This window comes from Sinomicrobium oceani (assembly GCF_900119185.1).
Taxonomy (GTDB): Bacteria; Bacteroidota; Bacteroidia; order Flavobacteriales; family Flavobacteriaceae; genus Sinomicrobium; species Sinomicrobium oceani.
On sequence record NZ_FPJE01000007.1, the window covers coordinates 1 to 20,415 of the forward strand.

Here is a 20,415-nt window from a genome sequence, read left to right on the forward strand (position 1 = left end):
GAAAAATTATATGAAGAACGATATGCCATTGAGAGAACAAACGCATGGATGGATAGCTATCGATCTCTGCTCAACAGGTTCGATACTACCACAACAAGCTGGAAGGGATTTAATTATCTCGCTTTTATAGCTATTGCACTAAAAAAATTCTATAAACCTAAAAAGTTCAGATGACCTCTAAATTTAATCTGTAGTCATGACCGATTCGCGAATCAGAAATCTAAAGACCGATATACTGTCGGACAACTGGTACACCTTGGAAAAAGCGACTTTCGAATATCTTGGCAGCGATGGAAAATGGCAGCGGCAGCAAAGAGAAGTGTACGATCGCGGTAATGGTGCTGTGATATTACTTTTCAACAGGGAAAAACAGACTATCCTGCTGATTCGGCAATTCCGTATCCCCACCTATATGAATGGCAATTCCGATGGCATGCTTATCGAGGCGTGTGCCGGTCTGCTCGATGAAGACAAACCGGAAGCCTGTATCAAGAGGGAAGTCGAAGAGGAAACCGGATATAAAATAGATAAAGTATGCAAGGTTTTTGAAGCTTATATGTCACCAGGAGCCGTAACCGAAATCATCCATTTTTTCACCGGAGAATATACCGCCGATATGAAAGTCGGCAATGGTGGCGGGCTTGCCAGTGAACACGAAGACATCGAGGTCCTCGAAATTTCTTTTGACGAAGCCCTGCTTATGATTGCCGATGGAAGAATAAAGGATGCAAAAACCATAATGCTTCTCTTATATGCTCAAACACAAGATCTGCTTAATGACCAGGTACTATGAAGCTGAAAGAAATACATATATGCACGGATCAGCCCGAAGAAACCACGTTTTTTTACCGGGAAATACTTGGATTGCCCGTAAAAACGTATCGTGATTCCCTGCATATACAGGCAGGAGATACCTTGCTCGCATTTCACCTTACGAAAAACACGGAACCGGTCTACCATATCGCTTTTGATATCCCCAACAATAAGCTCGAAGAAGCACATTCCTTACTCAAAGGACAATTGGGCATCCTGTTTATCTCGGAGGAGAATACCGACACTATAGCCGATTTTTCACGTTGGAATGCCAGGTCTTTCTATTTTCGGGACAACAACGGAAATATCCTGGAATACATTACCCGTTATGACCGCGGGAAAACCTCGGAAGAAACGTTTGGTGGAAAATCTATTCTTAATATCAGCGAGATCGGTCTGGTAAGCGACGATGTTCCTCAACTGGCTGAAAAACTCCGGAGCACTTATGATGTCCCGATATACGAAAAACAACCACCCCATGAACACTTTACAGCCATGGGAGATGACGAAGGCCTTTTTATCCTGGCTGCTACAGGCCGGGACTGGTATCCGACAAAACAAAAATCCAATAATTTTCCTCTAAAGGTCGTATTCACCGTAGACGGCACCGAGCATACCATAAACAGGGGCAAAATACGATAGATCCACACCTAAAAAAAGAGGCTACCTAAACAGCCTCTTTTTTATTCGGGTAGGTATCCGAGAACAATCTCAAATACGCAAATCTCGGGGGGAGATGAAAAAACTTTTCAGACGCCCTCTCGGTTTTACGATCAGCGCTCCAAAAGCCGGGCCTTTGTATTTTTCATCCGTTACAGAAAATCATCTACGGTCTTATAGGCTTCGATAACAGCAAGTTCTCCTTCGCCGTTAGGCCGGGAGTTTCCGTGTTCCATACCCACTACACCCTGAAAGCCTTTATCGTAAATATATTTAAAGACATTTTTATAGTTGATTTCTCCTGTGGTAGGTTCATTCCTTCCGGGATTGTCCCCTACCTGGAAATAAGCAATCTCATCCCAGCTTGCTTCAATATTGGGTATAAGGTTGCCTTCTGTGATCTGTTGGTGGTAGATATCGTACAATATCTTACAGGACGGCGAATTTACAGCTTTACATATTTCAAAAGCCTGTGCGGACTTCTCGAGGAATAATCCCGGGTGATTCATATAATTCAGGGGTTCCAGCACCATGACAATACCATGAGGTTCCAGGATACCCGCAGCCTGCTTCAGAGATTCAACCACATGGGCGGTCTGATACCCGGGTTCCTTTCGAAAATCCTTATATCCCGGTACTACGGTCACCCATTTGGCATTGACCCGTTTAGCCACATCTACAGACTTCTTTATGTCTGCAAGGAACTCTTCTCTCTTACCCTGGTCACCACTGGTGAGGTTGGGTTCTGTCCAGTAGATTTTATGAGCTACGAAGACCCCCATTTCCATGCCGAGGTCTTGCATGGTTTTTGCAATGGCTTCCTGTACGTTTACAGGACGTCCGCTCATGCCGTTATCTTCGAAAGCAGTAAAGCCCTGATCGGCCATGTATTCCAGCTGCGATATAATATCTCCTCCGGCATTGTGTTTAAACATTCCGTCATGGGGGGCATACTTCAAATTGAATTTATGTTTCCCCGAATTCTTCTTTATCCTGTTCTCTTCGGTAAAACCAAGAGCTCCGGCAGTAGTTACCGAAGCCCCGAGTGTTGCCATTATAGAATTTTGTACAAATGTTCTGCGTTTCACGATAGGTTGGTTTAGTACGCTGTATGTATTTTCTTTTGAGAAATTCAAAAGGAAAACAAGAGCCTTTGATTTAACCGTTACAAAGACCAGAGTTTTCCACCGGTGGCTTCTTCCAGCGAGATACATCCCTGTTGTTTTCCGGGGATCGGATCGTAAGCGAGAACCTCTTCTCCGATGTATTCACTGATTTTGAATCCGTATATGGTTTTTCCGCGAACGTCTTTGACAAAACCAAAAACCAGGGCATCCTGGTTCTCCGGGGCGGCACCATCGTCCGAACCTTTATAGGCCCTCAATTTCCTGTCCAGGTCTCTGCGTTGATCTTCACCGAGACTCAGGGCATCAGCTATAATTTTTTCCACATCTTTATCTTTTACTCCGGGAAGGTCTTTAGGATCTTCCACACCGAGTTTGGCCGTAAAAGCACGCATCCCGTCTTTTGCCAGTTTCTGGTCTTCCGGGCTGTACACTTCCTTGATGTATTTATCGATAAACTGTGGGACATTGAGTTCGGCAGCACCCGGCAAATCATCCGTTTTCGGAAGAATAACATCCACCATTTTAGACAACACGCTACCTTCTTCCTGAGTAAAGAATTCCGGGGTCCAGGTTACTTTCGGATCACTGGTACAACTCTGGAGTATACTCATGAGCGTCGGAGTCGCCGCGACGAACCCAAGGGATAATCCTATATTTTTTATTACTTCTCTTCTTTGCATGGCATTGGTATTATATATTCATTTTTTTAAGCTCATTAACCGCATGTTCCGCTGCCCTGGCCGTAAGTGCCATATAGGTCAGAGACGGGTTAACACAACTCGCCGAAGTCATTGCGGCACCATCGGTAACATATACGTTAGGCACATCATGTATCTGGTTGTTTCCGTTAAGTACGGAAGTCTTCCGATCTCTTCCCATACGCGCGGTTCCCATTTCGTGGATCCCCAGCCCGGGAGCTCCCGGATTGTCATAAGAACTTATATTCTTAAAACCGGCAGACTCGAGCATTTCCATAGCCTGCTGTTTCATATCTTTACGCATGTTAAACTCATTCTCCCTGAATTTGGCATCGAAAGTTACCGTAGGAAGTCCCCATTTGTCTTTCTTGTCGTAATCCAGCGTCATTTTGTTATCGTGATGTGGCAGCATTTCACCGAAAGCCGTCATTCCTATACTCCATTCTCCCGGCTTCAGGATGGCTTCTTTCAGTTCTTTTCCGTAGGTAAGCTCTTTTACCGAAGACGCCCAGTCTCCTCTTCCGCCACCTCCCTGGTAACCGTATCCGCGAACGAAATCTTTTTTGTCGGTATCTCCTCCGAGATTACGGAACCGTGGAATATAAAATCCGTTTGGCCTTCTTCCTTTGAAATACTTGTCTTCGTATCCCTCTACCTTGGCAGATGCTCCTACCTGAAAATGGTGGTCCATCAGATTGTGCCCGAGTTCTCCGGAATCGTTACCCATACCTTCGGGGAAACGCTCCGACTTGGATTGCATCAGAATAGAAGTAGAACCTATAGCCGAAGCACAGACAAAGATAACCTTAGCTTTGTATTCGTATGTTTCATTACTCTCGGCATCAATAACACGTACTCCCGTAGCACGCTTCTTATCCTTATCATACATAATTTCATGTACAATAGAATATGGCCTCAATGTCATATTCCCGGTACGCTCCGCAGCAGGTAGTGTAGAAGAATTACTGCTGAAATACCCGCCAAACGGACATCCGCGCATACATCTGTTACGGAACTGGCAGTGGCTTCTTCCGTCAAACTGTCCGCCTGTAAGGTGCGCTACCCGGCCAATGGTTAATAACCTGCCATCTTTAAACTTGTTGGACATGGCTTTTTTAAGGTCCTCTTCCACACAGTAAAGTTCCATCGGCGGCAAAAACTGTCCGTCAGGCAATTGCGGAAGTCCGAGTTTTTCACCACTTACACCGATATGTTTTTCTACATAATCATACCAGGGTGCAATATCTTTATACCGTATAGGCCAGTCTACGGCTATACCTTCCTTTAAGTTTGCTTCAAAATCGATATCACTATGCCGATAGCTCTGTCTTCCCCACATGATAGAACGCCCGCCTACGTGATACCCACGCATCCAATCAAAACGCTCTACTTCATTATAAGGATGCTCCAGATCATTTACAAAGAAATGCTTACAGTCCTGCCTTACGGTATATCCGGTTCTGGCTTGCTTGGCCTGCTTACGGAGGTCTTCCTGTGTCGGGGCTCCCCCGTTTTCCATATCCCAGGGGTCCAGGTGCATTGTCGGATAGTCTTCGATGTGTCTGACCATTCGACCACGTTCCAGAACCAACGTCTTTAACCCCTTTTCACACAATTCTTTAGCAGCCCATCCGCCACTCACACCGGTGCCTATAACAATAGCATCGTACTCCTCCTGCGGAGGGTTGTAATACATAGTGCCCATTATTTTGTATTTATTTTTATATTAGAGTAAGCTTCAAATATATAAATTTTATATATTTTTCGATAATTTTTTTGTAAGATAAACACATATTACTTTTAAAACTTATTATTTTAGCAATTCTGAAATTTAATACCCTTTACGATGAACAGACGAAATTTTATCGGAAATTCCGGAAAAGCAGGCCTCGCTTTATCGCTGTTAGGACTATATGCCTGTAAGGATCCTAAAAAAGACAGAAATACATCGGCGACTTTACCGGAAGAAACCGTTGTGGAAACAGCAAGTCTCCCGTTTTTCAAATTATCTCTGGCCCAGTGGTCTATACACCGGATGATCATCGAACAAGGTTTTAACCCTTTGAATTTTGCAGAAAAAGCAAGTGCGTGGGGATTTGAAGGTCTTGAATATGTCAGCCAACTCTATACCGGTGAGCTGAAAAAAAACTCCTCTTCCGCCATGGCCATGGATAATCTGGTCCGTGAACTCCAACAACGCAGCGCTGATCACAACATGAAAAATCTTATTATTATGGTAGATGCAGAAGGCGATCTGGCCATTAAGAGCAATAAGGAACGAAATAAGGCTGTAGAGAATCATCACAAGTGGGTAGATGCCGCAGCCGCATTAGGATGCCATTCCATTCGCGTTAATCTGTTCGGGGAAAAACAACCGGATGCCTGGAAAAAATATGCTGCCGAGGGCCTTTCTGCCCTTTCCGAATACGCTGCAAAATCGAATATCAACATCCTGGTGGAAAATCACGGACACTTTTCTTCGGACGCCGTTTTGCTAACGGATGTCATGAAAGCAGTGAATATGAAAAATTGCGGAACACTCCCTGACTTCGGCAACTTCTGTCTGAAAAGGGAAGACGACAAACTCTGGGGTGCTCCCTGTGTGGAAGAGTACGACAAATATAAAGGAGTCAAAGAACTCATGCCGTATGCCAGGTCGGTAAGTGCCAAATCGTACGATTTTGATGAGGCGGGCAACGAGACTACCATAGACTATGTAAAAATGTTACAGATTGTCAAAAATGCCGGATACACCGGATATATCGGTGTGGAATACGAAGGAGACCGACTCAGTGAAGAAGAAGGTATCAAAGCCACAAAGGCCCTGTTGATAAATGCAGCGAAAAAAGTTTCATAACCCGAAAAAAACAAATATATTTCTCACCTGTCAATCCCTAAAAATCCAATAATTTCTTATGAATAAAAAAATCCAGTTCCAGCTCTCTCTGATGATGTTCCTCGAATTTTTCATCTGGGGAGGATGGTTTGTTTCCCTTGGTACTTTCCTCGGGCACAACCTTGATGCCTCTGCCGGGCAATCGGCCCAGGCCTTCTCCACACAGTCATGGGGAGCCATTATCGCTCCTTTTATTATAGGTCTTATCGCAGACCGGTATTTTAATGCCGAACGCATCCTGGGGATCCTTCATCTTGTAGGTGCGGTACTGATGTACCAAATGGCGGGCACAACAGATTTTACAGCTTTTTACCCGTATGTACTCGGCTATATGATCCTGTACATGCCTACCCTGGCCCTGGTAAACTCCGTAGCCTTTAACCAAATGAAAGACCCCGCCAAAGAGTTTTCCTTTGTCCGCGTTTTCGGCACCATAGGATGGATCATTGCCGGAGTACTCATAAGCCGTATCTTCCATTGGGATTCTCCGGAAGGCGTAGAAAACGGTATGCTTAAGAACACCTTTTTAATGACTGCAGTAGCTTCCGGAATACTGGGTATCTTCAGTTTTACACTACCAAAAACACCCCCTAAAGTGGCCAAGGGAGAAAAAGTAACCTTGTCTGATGTACTGGGACTCGAAGCGCTGAAATTACTGAAAGACAAAAATTTCCTGATGTTTTTCATCTCCTCGGTACTCATATGTATACCACTGGCATTCTACTACCAGAATACACACCCGTTCCTCACCGAAGTAGGGTTACAGAACCCTACGGAAAAGATGGCTTTCGGGCAGGCTTCCGAAGTTCTGTTTATGCTTTTACTGCCGTTCTTTTTTAAGAGATTCGGCTTTAAAAAGACTATCCTGGCCGGAATGCTGGCATGGACAGTACGTTACCTCCTGTTCGCTTATGGCGACTCCGGCGAAACTGCCTTTATGCTTATCATAGGTATAGCCTTGCATGGGCTTTGTTATGACTTTTTCTTCGTTTCGGGGCAGATCTATACCGATACCAAAGCCGGTGCCAAGTACAAAAGTGCGGCACAAGGGCTTATTACTCTGGCCACCTATGGAGTAGGAATGCTTATCGGCTTCTGGGTAGCAGGAGAAATAACAGACAAATACCTTCAGGCAGACGGTTCTCACAGCTGGGAGAACATATGGGTTTTCCCTGCAGTTTTCGCCCTGGGTGTAATGATATTCTTCATCATTCTCTTTAAGAATGAAAAAGTAGAATATAAAAACGCATAATGCCCTATAGGCAATAGCCCTGAAGATAAAGATATCTTCATCGGACGTGCAGTACTAACAAACGAAAATCCCGGGTTACCGGGGTTTTCGTTACGTTTTTAACCCTTTCAATTCAAAATCAGTATTACAACAAATAACACACTACTTAAAAATGAGCACTAAAATAAGATTAGGTATTCTCGGAGGCGGTGGCGATTCGTTAATCGGTGTATTACACCGCGTTGCTTCTTCCATGTATGATAGTTATCAATTGGTAGGCGGTGTATTCAACCCCGATCTGGAACAAAACACAGGTTTTGCCGAAAAAATAGGCATTCCTACCGACAGGGTGTACAAGGATTTCGATACGCTTATCGCGGAAGAACTCAAACTCCCGGAAACGGAAAGAATGCAGGTGGTATCCATACTTACGCCCAATTTTCTTCACTTCCCCATGGCCAAAAAACTGTTGGAAAACGGTTTTAACGTCATCTGCGAAAAACCGATGACTACTACGTATGAAGAAGCCGGGATCCTCCGGGATACCCTGGATAAATCAAAAACCATATTTGCTGTAACATATACGTACACGGGGTATCCCATGATACGCCAGATGAAAGAAATGATTGCCTCCGGAGCTATCGGAACCGTGCAAAAAATTGATGTACAGTATTACCAGGGATGGATTAACCCTATTATCCACGACAAGGCCAAACGGTCGACTACCTGGAGACTCGACCCGGAAAAATCGGGGATCAGCTGCTGTATAGGTGATATAGGTACCCACGCATTTGACATGATCGAATATGTAACCGGAATGGAAGTAAAAGAAATCCTGGCCGACCTCAACTATGTGTACAGCGATAACAAAATGGATGTCGACGGTACCGTATTACTGCGCTTTTCCGAATTTGTGAAAGGCCTGATCCGTACCAGCCAGATCGCTACCGGAGAAGAAAACAACTTCACTGTAAGTATATACGGCAATAAAGGAGGACTTAAATGGGAACAGGAAAACCCGAATTACCTGTACCATCTTACCGAAGATGAACCCCTCAAAGTATTGAAACCCGGACATGCCTATAACAGTGCTTTATCGCTCGACGGCAGTAAACTGCCTCCCGGACATCCCGAAGGAATATTCGACTCTATGGGCAATATATACAAAGGTGTAGCAAAGGCTATCCGCAAGGAAAAATACCATCCCGGAGAGTTCCCTACCATAAATGACGGCGTCCGGGGGATGAACTTTATCGAAAAAGTAGTAGAGTCTCATAAGCAGGGGAATACCTGGATAAAAGTGTAAATATTACAACGATCAAAGCTGTAAAGGGAAATAACAACATCCCCTTCCGGTCTCCGGCAGGAACCCGGAGGAGAAAACAAGCGTTAAAAGCCATGCGTTTTCCACATATATTTTGTACTTTTTAGGCATCCCGGAAAATTTTGGCGGGATACAAAAAGCGTAAAAAATATTGACTAACGAGTGGTTAACAATAAACAGTAAAAAATGAGAAAACTCAGAATGGGTATGGTTGGTGGCGGTACCGGGTCTTTTATGGGCGGTGTACATCGCAAAGCATCAGCTATGGACGGTATGATAGAACTGGTGTGCGGTGCTTTCAGCAGCACGCTCGAAAAATCCAGAGAAACCGGAAAATCGCTCTATCTCCCCGAAGACAGGTGTTATGGTAGTTTTGAAGAAATGATACGAAGTGAAAAACAATTACCCGAAGGGGAACGTATGGACTTTGTTACCATTGTAACGCCCAATCATCTGCATTTCGAACCTGCAAAGATAGCCCTGGAAAACGGTTTTCATGTCGTTTGCGACAAGCCTATGACACTGACTGTAGAAGAAGCCGAAACGCTTGAAAAACTGGTTAAAGAAACCGGGCTGTTATTTGCCCTTACACACAATTACACCGGGAATGCCATGGTAAAGCAAGCCCGGAAAATGGTGGAAAACGGTGAGCTTGGCGACATCCGGAAAATTCATGTACAGTATCTCCAGGGATGGATGGCCGCAGAGCTCAGCGAACAGGCTGCTATAAAACCCTGGAGAGCCGACCCTTCAAAATCGGGCGTAGGAGGTTCTCTTGCTGATATAGGCACGCATGCCGATAATCTGGTTTCCTATATCACGGGCACCCGCATCACCGAAATAGCTGCCGACCTTGGCAGAATAGGAGAAGGCAGGGTACTGGACAATGACGGGAACATCCTGTTTCGTATGCAGAACGGAGCCAAGGGTACCATGTCCATCTCCCAGATTGCCGTAGGAGAAGAGAACGACCTGTCCATACGGGTTTACGGCAGTAAAGGCAGTGTGCAATGGAATCAGGAAGACTCGACCCGGCTCTACGTAAAATGGGTGGATAAACCCGAGCAAACGCTCACTCCCGACGGCAATGCGATATATGACGATGTCAGGGCGGTTTCCCGTATTCCCAAGGGGCATCCCGAAGGATATCTCGAAGCCTTTGCCACGATCTATCGCAGTTTCGCAGAACACCTGATGAGTGTCCTGGATGGGCATCCTGTCCGTCAGCCCGACTACCCGTCTGTCCACGACGGCGTACAGGGTGTTCGCTTTATTCATGCCGCCGTGAAAAGCGATGCGGAAAATTCGGCATGGGTCAACCTGTAAAAACGGACTCAAAACTGTAAATCTTAAGTTTAACAAATAACGTCTTAATAATGAAAACGATCAAAGGCCCCGCCGTATTTCTGGCACAATTTGTAGACAATAAAGCGCCTTTCAACACCCTGGACGGCATGTGCAAATGGGCCGCCGGACTGGGATACAAAGGTATTCAGATACCCACACCGGAAACATTCCTTATCGACCTGGACAAAGCAGGAAGTGCAGACGAATCGGAAGGACAGGATTATTGTGACGAACTCAAAGCCAAAGTTGGTTCTTACGGACTCGAGATCACAGAACTCTCTACCCACCTCCAGGGACAATTGGTAGCCGTTCATCCCGCCTACGACGTCATGTTCGATAATTTTGCCCCCGATAAATACAAGAACAATCCCAAAGCCCGTACCGAATGGGCCGTAGACCAGGTGAAAAAAGCTGCGATTGCCAGTCGAAGGCTCGGGCTGAAGGCACATGCCACTTTCTCCGGGTCACTGCTTTGGCATACAGCCCACCCGTGGCCGCAACGTCCGCCCGGATTAGTGGAGATGGGATTTGAAGAACTCGCAAAACGCTGGAAACCCATTCTCGATGTTTACGATGAAAATGATGTGGATGTATGTTACGAGATCCACCCCGGGGAAGACCTTCATGACGGAGATACTTTCGAGAGGTTTCTCAAAGCGACAAACAACCATAAAAGGGTAAATATCCTGTACGACCCCAGTCACTTCGTTCTTCAGCAGCTCGATTATATCACTTACATCGATCACTATCATGAATTTATCAAAGCATTTCACGTCAAAGATTCCGAATTCAATCCTACCGGAAAAAAAGGAGCTTTCGGCGGATTCAACGACTGGAGAGATCGTGCCGGAAGATACCGGTCTCTCGGTGATGGCCAGGTAGACTTTAAAACCATTTTCTCCAAACTTACACAATACGGATGCGATGTCTGGGCTGTTATGGAATGGGAGTGCTGTATAAAATCGCCCGAACAGGGGGCCCGAGAAGGAGCTCCTTTTATACAGAGCCATATCATCGAGGCTACGGAAAAGGCTTTTGACGATTTTGCCGGAGCCGAAATAAACGATGACAAACTAAAAAAAATACTGGGATTGAAATAATAGTCTCCCGGATAAAAAAACTAATAAACACAAACAGATGAAAACAATAAGTTATTTTGCTCTTGCACTCACCCTTATGGCCGGATGCAAAGAGGCAGGCAAAAAAAACACACAGGACGCGGCTTCAAAGGAAGAGAAAACCGTAACAGCCAAAGACGAAAACACAAATAAAAGCGAATGGGTTTCTCTTTTCGACGGTAAGACCTTTGCCGGGTGGCACGGATACAATTCGGACAAGATATCCCCGGAATGGAGTGTTCAGGACGGGGCCATGGTGCTCACCCCGGACAACACCAATAAGACCGGAGGTAAAAACCTCGTCACCGATAAGGATTATACCGATTTTGAACTCTCCCTGGAATGGAAGATTTCCGAAGGCGGTAACAGTGGTGTTTTCTGGGGTGTCAAAGAAGATCCCGAACTCCATGAGCCCTACCAGACCGGACCGGAGATCCAGGTACTCGACAATGAAAGACATCCGGATGCCAAAGCCGGAAAAACACACCAGTCCGGAGCACTTTATGACATGGTCCCCCCTTCCGAGGACGTCGCCAAACCTGCCGGAGAATGGAATACCATGGTCCTGAAAATAGACCACCGTTCCAATGAGGGAAAAGTATGGCTCAACGGTGTGGAGATCGTAAAATTCCCCGTACAGGGAGAAGCCTGGAAAGAAATGGTGAAAAAATCCAAATTTGACGGATGGAAAGGTTTCGGTATTTATGAAACCGGAAAAATCGGGCTGCAGCATCACGGTAACCAGGTCTGGTTTCGCAACATCAAGATCAAAGAACTTTAATCCCTGATGCAGAAAAGATGAAAAAGACACATTTTTTTATGACCATTTGTCTCTTCAGCGCCCTGTACACACAGGCACAGGACAATCACAAAGGAGAAAAAGAACCAACAAAACCTGAGGAAACGGAATTTTATGAGCCCGTTCCGCCTACAGTTACCCCTGCCACAAAAGACAAGGCACCAAGTGATGCGACCGTCCTGTTTGATGGTAAAAATCTCGATGCGTGGGTAAGTACAAAAAGCGGATCCAAAGCTTCATGGACTTTAAACCGCGACGGGAGTATGTCTGTCAAGCCTGGTGCAGGAGACATCCAGACCAAAAAAAGTTTTGGCGACGTTCAGCTACATATAGAGTGGAGATCTCCCGAAAAAATAGAGGGAGACGGACAAAACCGGGGAAACAGCGGTATCTTCCTCCAGGATCGTTACGAGATCCAGGTACTGGACAACAACGATAACGACACCTATGTTAACGGACAGGTAGGGGCGGTATACAAGCAATTTGTTCCCCTGGCCAAAGCTTCCGTAAAAACCGGGGACTGGAATACCTATGATATCATTTATCATGCTCCGGAATTTGACGAAGCCGGTAATAAGACCAAACCTGCCACCGTTACCGTATTACACAATGGTATCCTTGTACAGGATCACGTCCTGATAAAAGGTACGACCGAATACATCGGATGGCCCAAAAACGATCCGCATGGCGAAGGCCCTATCCGCTTACAGGATCACGGTAGCGCCGTAAGTTACAGGAATATCTGGATACGGGAACTCTAAAAGCCACCATACCATACAAAAATACAATGGCCGGAAAAAAATCCCGGCCATTGTATTTTTAGTACTTACACTTCTTCAATGCTGATGTCCATCTTCCGACGGCGGCTCCATAATCAGGGTTAATGTTGTTTCAAAAGTCAGTCCCGTAGAGACGTTGGCCTGTACCCATATCTTATAACACCTTTGTTGCAGCACGTGATTATGAGCTACTTTTACCGCGCCGCTTTCCTTGTCGATACTTATAATCCCATTCTCATTTACGAAAACCTCCCCATCCTTTTCTACACTTAAAATTTCAAAATCATTTTTATATTTTTCAGGGTAAAACACAGGGGGATTACTTTCAAAAGTATTGTAAAGCGCTATGTATAACTGATCGCGTTTTACCGACAAATCATATTCGGAATAGTATGCCCCGTAAAAGAATTTCATAGCCGGTAAAAGAGCTACGCGGAATTGCCTCGATGCTACAGTAAACCCGTCTTTTTTTAACGAAGGTATCAGGAGTGAGACCCCGAAAGAGCACGCATACATAATTTGCGGTAATTTAAATTCATTTTTTTGTTTTACAGAAAGCATACTGTTGAAAACACTATAAACGCAACAAATATGCATTTATAATATTCAGAGCAGTTGTTCTATCTTCCTTGAAAAATTCCGTCCACCTCTGTACCTCAATATTGATCTATATTTCAAACATTTTTCTAAACTTTTTGATTTTACTTACCTTTGTGCAACTTTTCTTTAAACAAACCGGATGATAAAATCTATGACAGGTTTCGGAAAGTCTGTAATTCAGCTTTCCACCAAAAAAATAACCGTAGAGCTCAAATCGCTCAACAGCAAAAACCTGGATGTCAATGCCAGGATACCTTCCCTTTACCGGGAAAAAGAACTGCAAATGCGCAATACTATTGCCAATGAGCTGGTTCGCGGTAAGATAGACTTCAGCCTTTATGTAGAGATCACCGGCGAAGAAACCACCTCACAGGTTAATCCCGTTGTGGTTAAAGAATATATCAGACAACTCCGCAATATCGTTGACGGCGATGAAATCGAGCTGTTAAAAATGGCCGTCAGGATGCCTGATGCCCTCAAAACAGAGCGCAGCGATATCGACGAGACCGAATTTGAAGCCATAAACCAGGCTCTCCGCGAGGCCCTCGTGGAAATCGACACATTCCGTACGGAAGAGGGAAAAGCGCTGGAAAATGACTTTCTGTTACGTATCCGTAATATCTCCTCTCTTCTCGACCAGGTCAAAGAACTCGATCCGGAGCGGATGGAGCAGGTGCGGGAACGTCTCCAGAAAGCCGTGAGTGATGTCCGTGAAAACGTAGACGAAAACCGCTTTGAGCAGGAGCTCATCTATTATCTGGAGAAGTTCGATATCACCGAAGAGAAAGTCCGCCTTTCCAACCACCTGGAATACTTTATGACTACGTTACAATCTGACGATTCAAACGGGAGAAAATTAGGTTTTATAGGCCAGGAAATCGGACGCGAAATCAATACCATCGGCTCCAAAGCCAATTATGCTCCCATGCAAAAGCTCGTGGTACAGATGAAAGACGAACTCGAGAAAATCAAAGAACAGGTTCTTAACGTACTGTAAAGCTAAGCGTACTAAAACCGGATATAATATGGCAAACAACGACTCCATTAAAGGTAAACTCATTGTCTTTTCTGCTCCTTCCGGGAGTGGCAAAACCACTATAGTACGCCACCTGCTGGGGATTGAAAAACTAAATCTCGATTTTTCCATCTCTGCGACTTCCCGGGCTCCCAGGGGCAATGAAGTAGACGGAAAAGATTATTACTTCCTGAGTCTTCACGACTTTAAAAACCATATCAAAAACGGAGATTTCCTGGAATGGGAAGAAGTTTACCGCGACAATTTTTACGGTACCCTGAAGAGCGAGGTAGAGCGCATATGGGCCAAAGGCAAGCATGTCATCTTTGATATCGATGTTGCCGGCGGGCTTCGGATCAAGAAAAAATTCCCGGAGCAGACCCTTGCTGTTTTTGTAAAACCACCCAGTGTCGATGAGCTGAAAATAAGGTTGAAAAAACGAAAAACCGAACCGGAAGACAAGATCAATATGCGAATTGCCAAGGCTTCCGTAGAACTGGCTACCGCGCCACAGTTTGATAAAATCATTAAAAATTACGATCTTGATACTGCGCTGGAAGAAGCGGAAAAACTCGTAGACGAATTTGTGAACAAGCAGTAAGCACAATACGGATCATCACTTTGGAAATACACAAAAAAACCGGACTTTATTTCGGGACCTTCAACCCCGTTCATATCGGGCATATCATTATTGCCAATCATTTTGCCGAGCACAGCGATCTCGATGAAATATGGCTGGTGGTCACTCCACACAATCCGTTCAAGAAAAAAAACACGCTCCTCCCCGATCATCATCGCCTGGAGATGGTTTTCCGTGCTACGGAAGAACTCGAAAAAATAAAACCGTCCGATATTGAGTTCAAACTGCCACAGCCCAACTATACCGTCAATACACTTGCTCATTTACAGGAAAAGTATCCCGGACGAGAATTCTGTCTTATCATGGGAGAAGACAACCTTAAGGGCCTGCACAAATGGAAAAACTATGAAGTGATTCTACAACAGCATGCGGTCTATGTCTATCCGAGGATAAGCCCAACTCCTGATCCTTCCCCATTACAGGATCATCCTCGTGTTCATAAGGTTGAGGCCCCTGTAATCGAAATTTCTTCGACGGCCATACGCCAGGATATCAAAGTCGGGAAAAATGTCACCCCCCTGCTCCATCCCCGCGTGTGGGAATACATCGATCAGATGAACTTTTACCGGCAGGGATAAACCCGGTTATGATCTAATCGAGTTTCTCAGAAAGCTTCCTGAATACCTTTTTAGGGTCTTTAGCTTCATAAAGCACATTGTACACCGCATCCATAATCGGTGTCTTTATCTTTTTATCGTGTTTCTCATTGATGATATGGGCACTTTTTGCCGCATAATATCCTTCGGCTACCATACTCATCTCCATCATTGCCGATTTTACCGTATATCCTTTTCCGATCATGTTACCGAACATTCTGTTCCGGGAAAACACCGAGTATCCGGTAACCAGGAGATCGCCCAGGTAAGCCGAATTATTTATATTACGCTTCATCCGGTGTACACGTTTTATAAAACGCCGCATTTCGCGAATGGCATTGCTCATAAGCACACTCTGAAAATTATCTCCATATCCCAGGCCATGCGCAATCCCTGCTGCGATAGCATATATATTTTTTAAAACGGCCGCGTACTCCGTACCGATGATGTCGTCGGAAATCTTGGTTTTGATATAATCCCCGGCCAGGCTTTTGGCCAGTATTTTGGCTTTTTTGGGATCTGCACATGCAATCGTAAGATAGGACAACCGTTCGAGGGCCACTTCTTCGGCATGACAGGGCCCGGTAATAACCCCGATATTTTCGAGCGGCATCCCGTATTCTTTATGAAAATGCTCCCCTACGATAAGCCCGGTTTCCGGTACGATCCCCTTAATGGCCGAGAAGATGATCTTGTCTTTGAGAGAAACCGTCAGTTTTTCCAGTTCCGAATGCAAAAAAGCAGACGGCACGGCAAAAATTATGATATCTGCATATAGCACGGCTTCATTGATGTCATTGGTAAGGCGCAATTGTTCCGGTTTGAATTCTACCGCACTGAGATAATTAGGGTTATGGCCCTGGTGCAGGATATGCTCTTTCACAAAAGTATTACGCATATACCACCCGATTTCTTTCAGGTTCTCCGATAACATTTTCACAATAGCAGTAGCCCAGCTCCCTCCTCCGATAACAGCAATTTTCATAGCACTCATGAGATCAAATTTCTGTAAGTCTGACAAAATTTATATTCCGTAACCCCATTATTCCGATTATCCGCTTTCTATCCGAAGGCTCAGAACCGGAATTTCATTAACCAAAAGTAACCAAAAAACCCGGCAATTCATTATCTCTTCACTATCAAACAGTTAAATTTCTGGCATAAGAATTGGTAAAGTCTAAAGTAGCAACTTAAAAATGTACAGTATGAAAAAGATAAAATTACTTCTGGGTACGGCACTCGTTCTGTTATTAGCGAGCTCGTGTTCCGTACATGACCATGATGAAGACCAACCTGTCTCCCTCAGCGAACTGATCTCATCATACGAATTGTGGTATGTGGACATTCACAGTACCACAGGAAAAGGGAAGGTTCCTTTTCTCCAAAATGCATTTACCCTGTCCTTTCGCGGGGGAACCTTGTATGCAAACAATAATCTCGCTGGTATCGGCAGTACCGGAAACGGCTTTGGTATCGATGTAGGATATTACGATGCTTTCAACGAGGCCTTAACCATAGACCACGATGTGGACGGCACGTGGGGCTTTGAAGTCTATCAGACTGCTGATAACGAGATAGAACTATACAATCCCTACACCGACACATCCTATTTCCTGGCAGGCTACCAACGAAGCAATTTCGATTACGACAAGGTTTTCTATGACAATATCCATTACTTTCTTCAGGAATACGGTGCCTGGGCAAAAACATATACGGCTCCTCAAGGAGAACCCAACCTTTTTGACGAGGAAAATTTTCTCAGGTTTCTTCCGGACACCGGGGGAGAATTCCTATCCTCCCGAGATCGCCCCGGAACCGCTGTAAACAACATTATATGGGACTTCACAGGAGATTACGAAGTGTTTGATGTAGCCGGGGATCCTTACCTCAAAGTTTTAACATTACATTATGATTCACCGGACAATGAACGTTTTGAACTTAGCGTTATAGATGACAAAACCATCGAATGGTATCACATCGGTTCAGGGCGTATTTACCGCTTTAGCGGAAAGAATTTTATCCGATATCTGAAGGCCGAAAGCAATGCGGCACAAAAACCGGAAACGCCGGTGAGGGAACGAAAAAAGATTGAAAACAAAACAATACACATAGAAAGACAAAGCGAAAGCAGAAAAATAAAGGTTAGTTGATTTTTGGTTGGTTATTTAGTTTAGAAACCGCTCCTGGCTCATTCGGCAAGGAGCGGTTTCTTTTTTAACAGATAAGCCTGTATGTTTCGGGAAAAAAGAATAATTTCATCCTGTAAAATCCGATGTGCATTGTATCCCATATTTCGATTCATAAAGCGGCACCCTTTTAAAGTGACTATCCTTACCCTGATGTTGGTTGCCTACTCCTTCTGTTTGCCAGATCCACTCTTCAGTGATCCTTCATCCACGGTGATAGAGAGCAGGGACGGCGATTTGCTCGGTGCCAGAATAGCAAGGGACGGGCAGTGGCGATTTCCGGAAAACGACAATATCCCGGAAAAGTTCGAACAGTGTATTCTGCATTTCGAGGATGAGTTTTTTTATTACCATCCGGGTTTCAACCCGGTATCCATGGTCAAGGCTACTGTAAAAAACCTGAAAGCCGGAAGAGTCGTACGGGGAGGCAGCACACTTACCCAACAGGTTATACGCCTTTCCCGTAAAGGAAAAAAGAGAACGTATTCCGAAAAACTACTCGAGATTATTCTGGCGACCAGGCTGGAGTTGCGCCATTCCAAGAAAAAAATACTCAGCCTGTACGCTTCCCATGCACCTTACGGCAGCAATGTCGTAGGGCTCGATGTCGCCGCATGGCGTTACTTCGGGGTACAACCTCATCAGCTCTCCTGGGCCGAAAGTGCCACCCTCGCTGTTCTTCCCAATGCTCCCGCCCTTATATACCCGGGTAAAAACCAGGAAACTCTCCGAAAAAAAAGAGACCGGCTTTTACATAAGCTCTTCCGGGAAGATATTATCGACTCCACCACCTATGCTCTGGCCATAGCCGAAGCGCTGCCGCAAAAACCATTTCCGCTGCCACGGACAGCACCTCATCTTTTACAATATGCTTCCAGGCGAAACTCCGGGAAAAGAATCCGTACCACTATAGATCAGGGTATCCAGCATCGGGTAAATACTATCGTAAAACAGCATTACGAAGTACTAAAACAAAACGAAGTGTATAACGCCGCCATTCTGGTCATGGATGTGCATACCAGAGAAGTTCTCGCTTATACGGGCAACACGCCTACGGACCATCGCCATCAGAAGGACGTCGACATCATACACGCTCCGCGAAGCACGGGCAGCATCATGAAGCCCTTGCTCTATGCAGCTATGCTCGATGCCGGAGAAATGCTCCCCAAAACACTTATCCCGGATATTCCCACCCAGATTTCCGGATACAGTCCGGAAAATTTTGACCCCAGATACGACGGTGCGGTAGCAGCAGACCATGCCCTTTCCAGGTCACTTAATATTCCTTTTGTACGGATGTTACAGGAATATGGACTGGAACGTTTCAGGGATAAACTTTCCGGCTTTCACCTGAAAGACATTAACAAACCCGCAGACTATTACGGACTTACCCTTATTCTCGGAGGAGCAGAAAGTAATTTATGGGACCTATGCAAAACCTATGCCTCACTGGCATCTACCGTAAATCATTTCGGCCGGACATCCAGTGAATATTATGCAGGAGAATTTACCGAGCCTGTATGGATTGCGGGGAAAAAGGTGGATTTCGGAAAACGGTCGCGGGAAAAAAACCTCTTCGATGCCGGGAGTATTTACCTCACCTTCGAAGCCATGAAAGAATTAAATCGCCCCGAAGGTAACGAAGCCTGGCAATATTTCGATTCCTCCAGAAAAATTTCATGGAAAACAGGGACGAGTTTCGGCAACAGGGATGCCTGGGCCATCGGGGTGACGAAAGATTATGTAGTAGGGGTCTGGGCCGGAAATGCCGATGGGGAAGGAAGACCCGGGCTCACGGGAGTTACCTCGGCTGCTCCGATGCTCTTCGCCGTCTTCGACGCCTTACCCGCATCGGCTCCGTTTGCACCCCCTCTCGACGAACTGACCGAGGCCGAAGTGTGCACCCACAGCGGTCATCTTGCTACTCCGCTCTGCCCCAAAAAAACAATACGTATTCCTATGGCCGGACAACGAACCGCCCCATGCCCTTATCACCATACCGTTCACCTCGACCCGAAACGGCAATACAGGGTAAACACGTCCTGTGAAACGATAGACCATATCGTTACCGAATCCTGGTTTACACTCCCTCCTATCATGGAATATTACTATAAAAACAATCATACCTCATACAAGACACTCCCTCCTTTTCGGATAGATTGTTTTACGGAGGGGTCTCCTGTTATGGACTTTATTTATCCCGAAGCCGGGCGTACGGTAGTCTTACCCAAAAACTTCGGGGGTAACGTAAACCCGCTGGTCATAAAGATTGCCCATTCCAAACCCGGAGCTACCATCTTCTGGTATATGGACCGCAAATATCTCGGGCAAACGCGTAACTTTCACGAAATGGCAGTCACCCCGGAAGAAGGAGAGCACCTGATTACGGTAATGGATGAATTCGGGAATGAGGTTAAACGCAACATACGTATCCGAAGGTAAGCGCACAAAAAAGATCACAAATATTTAATTAACAGCGCTTAATTTTACATGCTGCACAAGGTTGTCCTGTGATTTTTATTAAATTCTCATAGCTTTTCTGGCTCCTCCCTACTACCTTTAACAATATGCTAACTCACAAATAAT

Annotated in this window: 19 protein-coding genes and 1 pseudogene; 15 read left to right on the forward strand and 5 right to left on the reverse strand. The window is 45.3% G+C overall.

The genetic code is table 11. The annotated features are described in order from the left end of the window. The 3 genes and pseudogenes from BT112_RS07455 to BT112_RS07465 all read left to right on the forward strand — a co-directional run. Positions 1–174, forward strand: a pseudogene (locus tag BT112_RS07455) (IS5/IS1182 family transposase); the annotation flags it as partial. Positions 175–196: 22 nt separating this feature from the next. Beyond that, positions 197–793 (forward strand): GDP-mannose pyrophosphatase NudK, encoded by a 597-nt coding sequence (gene nudK, locus BT112_RS07460; RefSeq protein WP_072316744.1) that lies wholly within the window; start codon positions 197–199, stop codon positions 791–793. Next, positions 790–1,455 (forward strand): VOC family protein, encoded by a 666-nt coding sequence (locus BT112_RS07465; protein ID WP_072316745.1) that lies wholly within the window; start codon positions 790–792, stop codon positions 1,453–1,455. Before nudK ends, BT112_RS07465 begins: the two co-directional genes overlap by 4 nt. 170 nt (positions 1,456–1,625) lie before the next feature. Here BT112_RS07465 and BT112_RS07470 read toward each other — a convergent pair whose 3' ends face one another. From BT112_RS07470 to BT112_RS07480, 3 genes are all read right to left on the reverse strand, one after another. Beyond that, positions 1,626–2,561 carry a hydroxypyruvate isomerase family protein gene (locus BT112_RS07470; protein ID WP_072316746.1) on the reverse strand — a complete coding sequence of 312 codons (936 nt, stop codon included), beginning with the start codon at positions 2,559–2,561 and terminating at the stop codon, positions 1,626–1,628. Positions 2,562–2,638: 77 nt separating this feature from the next. Further along, positions 2,639–3,280, reverse strand: coding sequence for a gluconate 2-dehydrogenase subunit 3 family protein (locus tag BT112_RS07475; protein WP_072316747.1), 642 nt, complete (start codon positions 3,278–3,280; stop codon positions 2,639–2,641). 10 nt (positions 3,281–3,290) lie between these two features. Then, complete coding sequence (locus BT112_RS07480; protein ID WP_072316748.1) at positions 3,291–5,003, reverse strand: GMC oxidoreductase; 1,713 nt, start codon at positions 5,001–5,003, stop codon at positions 3,291–3,293. Positions 5,004–5,144: 141 nt separating this feature from the next. On the opposite strand from BT112_RS07480, the gene BT112_RS07485 reads away from it, so the two are divergent. From BT112_RS07485 to BT112_RS07515, 7 genes are all read left to right on the forward strand, one after another. After that, entirely contained in the window at positions 5,145–6,155 is a 1,011-nt protein-coding gene (locus BT112_RS07485) for a sugar phosphate isomerase/epimerase family protein (RefSeq protein ID WP_072316749.1), read from the forward strand. A gap of 58 nt (positions 6,156–6,213) precedes the next feature. Further along, on the forward strand, positions 6,214–7,446 hold the full coding sequence (locus tag BT112_RS07490) for an MFS transporter (protein WP_072316750.1): 1,233 nt from the start codon (positions 6,214–6,216) through the stop codon (positions 7,444–7,446). 151 nt (positions 7,447–7,597) lie between these two features. Beyond that, positions 7,598–8,731 carry a Gfo/Idh/MocA family protein gene (locus BT112_RS07495; RefSeq protein ID WP_072316751.1) on the forward strand — a complete coding sequence of 378 codons (1,134 nt, stop codon included), beginning with the start codon at positions 7,598–7,600 and terminating at the stop codon, positions 8,729–8,731. Between the two features lie 204 nt (positions 8,732–8,935). After that, entirely contained in the window at positions 8,936–10,075 is a 1,140-nt protein-coding gene (locus BT112_RS07500; protein ID WP_072316752.1) for a Gfo/Idh/MocA family protein, read from the forward strand. 50 nt (positions 10,076–10,125) lie between these two features. Further along, positions 10,126–11,196: a sugar phosphate isomerase/epimerase family protein gene (locus tag BT112_RS07505; protein ID WP_072316753.1), complete on the forward strand. Its 1,071-nt coding sequence runs from the start codon at positions 10,126–10,128 to the stop codon at positions 11,194–11,196. Between the two features lie 37 nt (positions 11,197–11,233). Then, entirely contained in the window at positions 11,234–11,995 is a 762-nt protein-coding gene (locus tag BT112_RS07510) for a 3-keto-disaccharide hydrolase (RefSeq protein WP_072316754.1), read from the forward strand. A 17-nt stretch (positions 11,996–12,012) separates the two neighbouring features. After that, positions 12,013–12,774 (forward strand): 3-keto-disaccharide hydrolase, encoded by a 762-nt coding sequence (locus BT112_RS07515; RefSeq protein WP_072316755.1) that lies wholly within the window; start codon positions 12,013–12,015, stop codon positions 12,772–12,774. A gap of 75 nt (positions 12,775–12,849) precedes the next feature. Here the strand turns inward: BT112_RS07515 and BT112_RS07520 are convergent, their stop codons facing one another. Continuing rightward, positions 12,850–13,308: a hypothetical protein gene (locus BT112_RS07520; RefSeq protein WP_139276061.1), complete on the reverse strand. Its 459-nt coding sequence runs from the start codon at positions 13,306–13,308 to the stop codon at positions 12,850–12,852. 223 nt (positions 13,309–13,531) lie between these two features. On the opposite strand from BT112_RS07520, the gene BT112_RS07525 reads away from it, so the two are divergent. Genes BT112_RS07525 through nadD form a run of 3 tightly spaced genes read left to right on the forward strand, consistent with a single transcriptional unit; the run spans position 13,532 to position 15,625 of the window. After that, entirely contained in the window at positions 13,532–14,389 is an 858-nt protein-coding gene (locus BT112_RS07525; RefSeq protein WP_072316757.1) for a YicC/YloC family endoribonuclease, read from the forward strand. 28 nt (positions 14,390–14,417) lie between these two features. Further along, positions 14,418–15,008: a guanylate kinase gene (gene gmk / locus BT112_RS07530; protein WP_072316758.1), complete on the forward strand. Its 591-nt coding sequence runs from the start codon at positions 14,418–14,420 to the stop codon at positions 15,006–15,008. 26 nt (positions 15,009–15,034) lie between these two features. Further along, positions 15,035–15,625 (forward strand): nicotinate (nicotinamide) nucleotide adenylyltransferase, encoded by a 591-nt coding sequence (gene nadD / locus BT112_RS07535; protein WP_072316911.1) that lies wholly within the window; start codon positions 15,035–15,037, stop codon positions 15,623–15,625. A gap of 13 nt (positions 15,626–15,638) precedes the next feature. Here the strand turns inward: nadD and BT112_RS07540 are convergent, their stop codons facing one another. Next, positions 15,639–16,637 (reverse strand): NAD(P)H-dependent glycerol-3-phosphate dehydrogenase, encoded by a 999-nt coding sequence (locus BT112_RS07540; protein WP_072316759.1) that lies wholly within the window; start codon positions 16,635–16,637, stop codon positions 15,639–15,641. A 211-nt stretch (positions 16,638–16,848) separates the two neighbouring features. On the opposite strand from BT112_RS07540, the gene BT112_RS07545 reads away from it, so the two are divergent. Then, entirely contained in the window at positions 16,849–17,793 is a 945-nt protein-coding gene (locus BT112_RS07545; protein ID WP_072316760.1) for a nicotinic acid mononucleotide adenyltransferase, read from the forward strand. A gap of 81 nt (positions 17,794–17,874) precedes the next feature. Beyond that, positions 17,875–20,271, forward strand: coding sequence for a penicillin-binding protein 1C (gene pbpC / locus BT112_RS07550; protein ID WP_072316761.1), 2,397 nt, complete (start codon positions 17,875–17,877; stop codon positions 20,269–20,271). The last annotated feature ends 144 nt before the right edge of the window (positions 20,272–20,415 follow it).